This window comes from Streptomyces sp. (assembly GCF_036566765.1).
Taxonomy (GTDB): Bacteria; Actinomycetota; Actinomycetes; order Streptomycetales; family Streptomycetaceae; genus Streptomyces.
This window is the reverse complement of the sequence record NZ_DATCVQ010000590.1, coordinates 1-5,542: the sequence shown is the minus strand read 5'-3', so window position 1 is coordinate 5,542 and position 5,542 is coordinate 1. Positions and strand designations below refer to the sequence as shown.

The 5,542-nt window shown below is 72.2% G+C and carries 8 protein-coding genes; 3 read left to right on the top strand and 5 right to left on the bottom strand.

Annotated features, from left to right (window positions below):
• Nucleotides 1-1,075, bottom strand: a 1,075-nt coding sequence (locus tag VIU94_RS34140) for an acyl-CoA dehydrogenase family protein (RefSeq protein ID WP_331917590.1), incomplete at its 3' end; no start/stop codon positions are given.
• A gap of 83 nt (nt 1,076-1,158) precedes the next feature.
• Nucleotides 1,159-1,629: an SRPBCC family protein gene (locus tag VIU94_RS34135; RefSeq protein ID WP_331917588.1), complete on the bottom strand. Its 471-nt coding sequence runs from the start codon at nt 1,627-1,629 to the stop codon at nt 1,159-1,161.
• A 58-nt stretch (nt 1,630-1,687) separates the two neighbouring features.
• Here VIU94_RS34135 and VIU94_RS34130 point away from each other — a divergent pair, with 58 nt between their 5' ends.
• Nucleotides 1,688-2,278, top strand: a complete 591-nt coding sequence (locus tag VIU94_RS34130) for a TetR/AcrR family transcriptional regulator (RefSeq protein WP_331917586.1) — start codon at nt 1,688-1,690, stop codon at nt 2,276-2,278.
• A 57-nt stretch (nt 2,279-2,335) separates the two neighbouring features.
• On the opposite strand, the gene VIU94_RS34125 is transcribed toward VIU94_RS34130, so the two are convergent.
• Complete coding sequence (locus VIU94_RS34125; RefSeq protein ID WP_331917584.1) at nt 2,336-2,818, bottom strand: cupin domain-containing protein; 483 nt, start codon at nt 2,816-2,818, stop codon at nt 2,336-2,338.
• An 81-nt stretch (nt 2,819-2,899) separates the two neighbouring features.
• Between VIU94_RS34125 and VIU94_RS34120 the strand changes: the two genes are divergently transcribed.
• Nucleotides 2,900-3,322: a helix-turn-helix transcriptional regulator gene (locus tag VIU94_RS34120; RefSeq protein ID WP_331917582.1), complete on the top strand. Its 423-nt coding sequence runs from the start codon at nt 2,900-2,902 to the stop codon at nt 3,320-3,322.
• Between the two features lie 10 nt (nt 3,323-3,332).
• Entirely contained in the window at nt 3,333-3,749 is a 417-nt protein-coding gene (locus VIU94_RS34115) for a VOC family protein (RefSeq protein WP_331917580.1), read from the top strand.
• Nucleotides 3,750-3,861: 112 nt separating this feature from the next.
• Here VIU94_RS34115 and VIU94_RS34110 read toward each other — a convergent pair whose 3' ends face one another.
• Both VIU94_RS34110 and VIU94_RS34105 read right to left on the bottom strand, forming a co-directional pair.
• Nucleotides 3,862-5,097, bottom strand: a complete 1,236-nt coding sequence (locus tag VIU94_RS34110; protein ID WP_331917578.1) for a cytochrome P450 — start codon at nt 5,095-5,097, stop codon at nt 3,862-3,864.
• Nucleotides 5,098-5,134: 37 nt separating this feature from the next.
• Nucleotides 5,135-5,542, bottom strand: a 408-nt coding sequence (locus tag VIU94_RS34105; RefSeq protein ID WP_331917576.1) for an oxidoreductase C-terminal domain-containing protein, incomplete at its 5' end; no start/stop codon positions are given.

Here is a 5,542-nt window from a genome sequence, read left to right as displayed (position 1 = left end):
GCCGGGTCCCGGCGGCGGCGAGCCGGACCGCCCGCGCGCGGTGGGCGTCGCCCGCGCCGAGGAGCTGGCGGGCGACGACGGCGCGGCGCAGGAAGAGGTGGGCGTCGTGCTCCCAGGTGAAGCCGATGCCGCCGAGGATCTGGATGCAGTCCTTGGCGCAGCTGTACGCGGCGTCCAGGGCGGCCGACGCGGCGAGCGCGGCGGTGAGGGACCGTACGTCGGCGGTCGCATCGCCGGCCGCGAGGGCGGCGTCCCAGGTCAGGGCGCGGGCCTGTTCGAGCCGGACGAGCATGTCGGCGCAGAGATGTTTGACGCCCTGGAACTGACCGATGGGCCGCCCGAACTGTTCGCGCACCTTGGCGTACCCGGCGGCCGTCTCCAGCGCCCGCCCGGCGGTCCCGCAGGCGTCGGCGGCGAACAGCAGGGCGGCGAGATCGCGTACGAGACCGTCGTCGACGCGCAGCACGCGGTCCTCGGGCACGGCGACGGAGGCGGCGACGACCTCGGCGGTGGGCCGGGTCGGATCGGCGCCGTCGTGGACCCGTACGGCGAGGTCCTCGGCGTCCACGGCGGCGAAGACGGTCCCGTCGGCGGTCTCGGCGGCAAGTACCAGCAGGTCCGCCTGCGCACCGCCGAGCACGGGCGGAGCGGCGCCGGTGAGCAGCAGGCCGCCGTTCCCGTCGGGTACGGCGGTGAGCGCACCGGCCCCGAGGGCGACGGCCCCGATCCGCCGCCCGGAGCCCAACTCCTCGACGAGCCCCCCGAGCCCGCCCCGCCGCAGCACCTCGGCCGCGAGCACGCTCGGCAGGTACGGCCCCGGCAGCACGGCCCGCCCGGCCTCCTCGAGCACGACGGCGAGGTCGACGAGCCCGCCGCCCCCGCCCCCGTACACCTCCGGCAGATGCACCCCGAGCAGCCCCTGCTCGGCGAACACCTCCCAGTACCCGGGCCGAACGGTCGCGGTCCCGGGCACGTCGAGGTGCTTGCGCACCTCCTCCCCCGGCGCGACCCGCCCGAGCAGCCCGCGAACGGCACTGGCGAGCTCCCGCTGTTCGTGCGTGATGGCGATGCCCATGACAGCGCAGACTAGAACACGTTCCAATCTGACGGAAGGTCAGATGCAGTCCGAGTCGACGGCGACGCCGGTTGACGCCGCCGTCAGCGGGCCAAGGCGTGCAGGAAGCGGACATACGGGGACCAGCGGGAGCGGGCGGTGCCGGGGGCGGCGCGGTCCAGGCTGTCTTCCAGGCAGGCGTCGTGGAGCCAGCGGTAGGCCAGGGGCCAGGTCAGGCGGGCGGTTCCGGTGACGCGCATCGAGAGGGTGTGCCGCAGGATCGTGCGCTTCTCGTCGACCGGCAGCACGGCGTACTCGTGGAAGCCGTGGAAGCCTCGCGGGCCGCTGAAGGCGAAGCGGACCCAAGTGCCCGGCACGTACGCGGCGACCGTGTAGCGGACCGGACCGTGGCCGCCGACCGCGCCCGTCGACAGCGGGCGGTCGAACTCCATGGCCGGCCAGTCCCCATGCGGCCAGAGCAGGTCCGAGTCGCCGCCGGACAGGGTGTCGATCAGGCCCCCGACCTCGGCCGCCCCCATGGGCAGCAGGCGTTCGTGCACGTTGTGGACGGGCATCGCCGCTCCTTCAATTGGAGAAGAGTCTCTAATTGATATGGAGAGTACTCTCTGATTCATGCCGAGACCACCCCGCTTCGACGCCGGCCAGCTCCTCGACGCCGCCGTCCGGCTCGCCGCCTCCGGCGGCCCGGCCGCCGTGACCATGTCCGCCGTCGCCCAGGCGGTCGGCGCGCCCAGCGGCTCGGTCTACCACCGCTTCCCCGGGCGGCCGGCCCTGCTCGCCGAGGTGTGGCTGCGTACTGTCGAGGGCTTCCAGGCCGGCTACCTCGACGTGCTCGACAGCGACCCCGACCCCCGCCGAACGGCCCGCGCCGCCGCCCGGCACGTCGTCGCCTGGACCCGGGCCCACCCGCAGGAGGCCGCGCTGCTGCTGCACGGCGCCGAGGAGTTCGGCCGCGCCGACTGGTCCGACGAGCACCGGGAGCGCGCGGACCGGGGGAACCTGCGCGTCTTCGGCCGCATCGGCGAACTCGGCCAAGCCCTCGGCGTGGTGGGGCCCCAGGGCGCGGACCTGCTCACCCTCGCCTTCATCGACCTGCCGCTCGCCGTCGTCCGCCGCCATCTGCGCGCCGGCCGGCCGCTGCCGCCGCACGCCGAGGACCTCGCCGAGGAGTCCGCCGCGAGCCTGCTCCGACCGGAGGAGTAGGCACCTCCGGTCCATCGAGACGGAGTAAGCCCTCCGGTCCATCGAGACGCCGCGCCGTCAGTCCTCCGGCATCGGCCGTACCTGGAGCCCGTACCGCGCCCCTACCTCCGCCATCCGCTCGAAGTCCGGCGGGGACGCGGGCGTCGGGGGCAGCTCGTTCGTCGCGGCGGGCTCGCCCATCTCGGCGAAGAACTCCTCGAAGCCGCCCGGCTGATACACGCAGATGATCTTGGTCGTCTCCAGTGGCTCCGGCCGCTCCCACCCGCCCGCCGGGATGTGGAGGAAGGAACCCGGCCCGGCCTCGACCACCTCGTCGCCGACGTGGTAGCGCAGCCGTCCCTCCACGACGTAGACGGTCTCGTCGCTCTCGTGGGTGTGCGGTGGCGGGCCCCCGCCCACGGGGAGCGTCATCTCCATGACGGTCAGCGCACCGCCGGTGTCGTCGACGCCGGCTTTCACCGTGTACAGACCACCCTGCGTCCAGTACGACCGCCCCTCCCCGGGCTTCAGCGTGACGGTCTTCTCAGTCCTCGCAGCCATAGGGAAGACCTCCTCTCCTTCCAGCGTCCGACCGCGGCGATACCCCCGCAACCGCCCGGCCGTCTGTGCGATCGTGGAGGGGTGACCAACCTGGAGGACCTCGCCCGGCTGCGCCGCGCCCGTGACCAGATGGACCGCGACTACGCGCAGCCGCTCGACGTGACCGCGCTCGCCCGTACCGCGCTCATGTCGCCGGGCCACTTCTCCCGCAGCTTCCGCGCCGCGTACGGGGAGACCCCGTACAGCTACCTCATGACCCGCCGCATCGAACGGGCCAAGGCGCTGCTGCGCCGGGGCGACCTGTCGGTGACGGACGTCTGCTTCGAGGTCGGCTGTACGTCACTGGGGTCGTTCAGCTCGCGTTTCACCGAGCTGGTCGGCGAGAGCCCGAGCGCCTACCGCGCCCGCGATCACGCCGACGGCGCGGACATCCCGGCCTGCGTCGCCAAGGTGTACACCCGACCGGTCAGGAACGGAGAAGCGAAGTCCGCTCCGCGCTCCTAGCGTGGTGCACATGGACATCAACCTCTCCCAGTGCTTCATCGCCACCGACGACCACGACAAGGCGATCCCGTTCTACCGCGACGTCCTCGGCCTCGAGGTCCGCAACGACGTCGGCTTCGAGGGCATGCGGTGGGTCACGGTCGGCTCGCCGGCCCAGCCCGACGTGGACATCGTCCTCGAAACGCCGCTCGCCGACCCGAGCGCCTCGCCCGCCGACCGCGAGGCCGTGGCGGCGCTGCTGGCCAAGGGCCTGCTCCGCGGCGTCATCTTCAACACGGACGACGTCGACGCTGTCTTCGAGCGCATCCGCGCGGCAGGCGGCGAGGTCCTCCAGGAACCCGTCGACCAGCCCTACGGCGTCCGCGACTGCGCCTTCCGCGACCCGTCCGGCAACATGCTCCGCTTCGCGCAGCCGCGCACGTCGTGACCCGACCCAACTACTACGTCGACCGCTCCGGACATCCGCGAGGGCAAGCTCGCGGATGTCCGGAGCGGTAGGCGGGCTTCAGCCGAGGCCGGCCCTGGGGCCCGGACAGGCCCTAGGGGCGGATCCCGTCGCAGGCGATGTGCAGATGCCGCGGTCCGCGCAGCACGGCGTTCTGTCGGTACGGGGGCGGGTCGTCCACCAGGCGCGGGTTCTCCAGCCTCCGGGCCAGCTCCGACAGGGCGAGCTGGGCCTCCAGCCGGGCGAGCGGTGCGCCGAAGCAGCTGTGGATGCCGCTGCCCAGGCCGAGGTGCTGGATGTCCGGGCGGTCCGGGTCGAAACGGTCCGGGTCCTCGAAGCGCAGGGGGTCTCGGTTGCCGGACGCCAGAACCAGCCAGAGGGAGGAGCCCTTCGGGATGGTGACGCCGCGGACCTCGATGTCGGCGAGCGTCGTGCGCTGCGGCAGCAGCTGCACCGGCGGCTCGAAGCGCAGCAGTTCCTCGACCATGGGCACGGCCAGTCTCGGTTCGGAACGCAGCCGCTGCAGGACGTCGGGATTGCGCAGCAGCGTCAGCATTCCGTTGGTGATGAGGTTGACCGTGGTCTCGTGCCCCGCGATCAGCAGCAGCGCCGCGGTGCTGAGCAGTTCCATCGTGGTCATCTGACCGTCCTCGCCCTGGGCCGTGGCCAGTTGGGACAGCATGTCCTCCCCGGGGTTCTTGCGACGCTCCTCGATCAGCCCGGCCAGGTACATGCCCAGCTCCATCCGGGCCTCGTTCACGCCCTTGCCCCGCTCGGCGGGATCGGCGTCCGGGTCGGGGTCCAGACTGGCGGCGAGGGTGTCCGCCCAGGTGTGGAAGCGCGACTCGTCCTCGCGCGGCACTCCGAGCAGCCTGCAGATCACCGTCACCGGGAACGGGTACGAGAACTGTTCCACCAGGTCGAACCTGCTCGCGTCGCCGATGCCGTCGAAGAGGCCTGCGACGATGTCGTCGAGCTCCGGGCGCATGTCGTCGACGCGGCGGGGAGAGTGCGGCGGGCCGAAGTGCCGGTTGGTCATGCGCCGCATCCGGTCGTGTTCCGGCGGGTCGAGCCGCAGGAAGCCCGGCGGCAGCGCGCTCTCCTGCGGGGTCTCCTCGGCCAGCGGGTCAGCAGTGTTCGAGGCCAGATTGCGGGCGTCGGAGCTGATCCGGGGATCGTGAAGGAGGCTGCGGATCTCGTAGTACGTGCTGATGACGTACGGACCGCCGTCCTCGTGGTGGACGGGCGTCTTCCGCAGCTCTTCGTAGATCGGGTACGGATCGGCCCGGTTGGCGTAGTCCAGGATCTGGTGCAGCAGGGATTGCGTCATGGCAGGTCGTCCTCGTGGCCGTGCGGCGCGTGCGGGGTCAGTGCGCGGGGGTGAACGTGATCCGGCGGTCGGCCGGTGAGTACCCGCTGAGGCTCACGGTCGGACCGTGGGAGGGTACGGACGGGTCAGGGAAGTCCGCGTCCATCGGCCGCTGTCCGTCCGGGTGCCGGTCGACCGTGGGGAACGACGGCGGGAACGGCGCGGTGGTCTCGATCAGCTCCTGGTAGAACGGCAGCCACCGGCCGTGGTCGAAGGAGACGGCGCCGATGACGCGCCCCTGGTACCCGTAGACGCCCACGAACCTTCGGCTCTCCAGCGAGCCCTGCGCAATCAGGATCTCCGTCCCCATCGACGGCACTCCGACCGACTTGATATTGACGCCGAACTGGGAGGACCAGAAGGCCGGCACCTCCATGTGCGGCAGGCGATCGGTGCTCTCGCTGAG

What these genes read in the sequence shown, in the direction of transcription:
- VIU94_RS34115 (WP_331917580.1), top strand. Translation starts at nt 3,333, where the DNA reads ATGGACATCAACCTCTCCCAGTGCTTCATCGCCACCGACGACCACGAC.
- VIU94_RS34135 (WP_331917588.1), bottom strand. Translation starts at nt 1,629, where the DNA reads ATGCCCGTCCACAACGTGCACGAACGCCTGCTGCCCATGGGGGCGGCC.
- VIU94_RS34130 (WP_331917586.1), top strand. Translation starts at nt 1,688, where the DNA reads ATGCCGAGACCACCCCGCTTCGACGCCGGCCAGCTCCTCGACGCCGCC.
- VIU94_RS34125 (WP_331917584.1), bottom strand. Translation starts at nt 2,818, where the DNA reads ATGGCTGCGAGGACTGAGAAGACCGTCACGCTGAAGCCCGGGGAGGGG.
- VIU94_RS34110 (WP_331917578.1), bottom strand. Translation starts at nt 5,097, where the DNA reads ATGACGCAATCCCTGCTGCACCAGATCCTGGACTACGCCAACCGGGCC.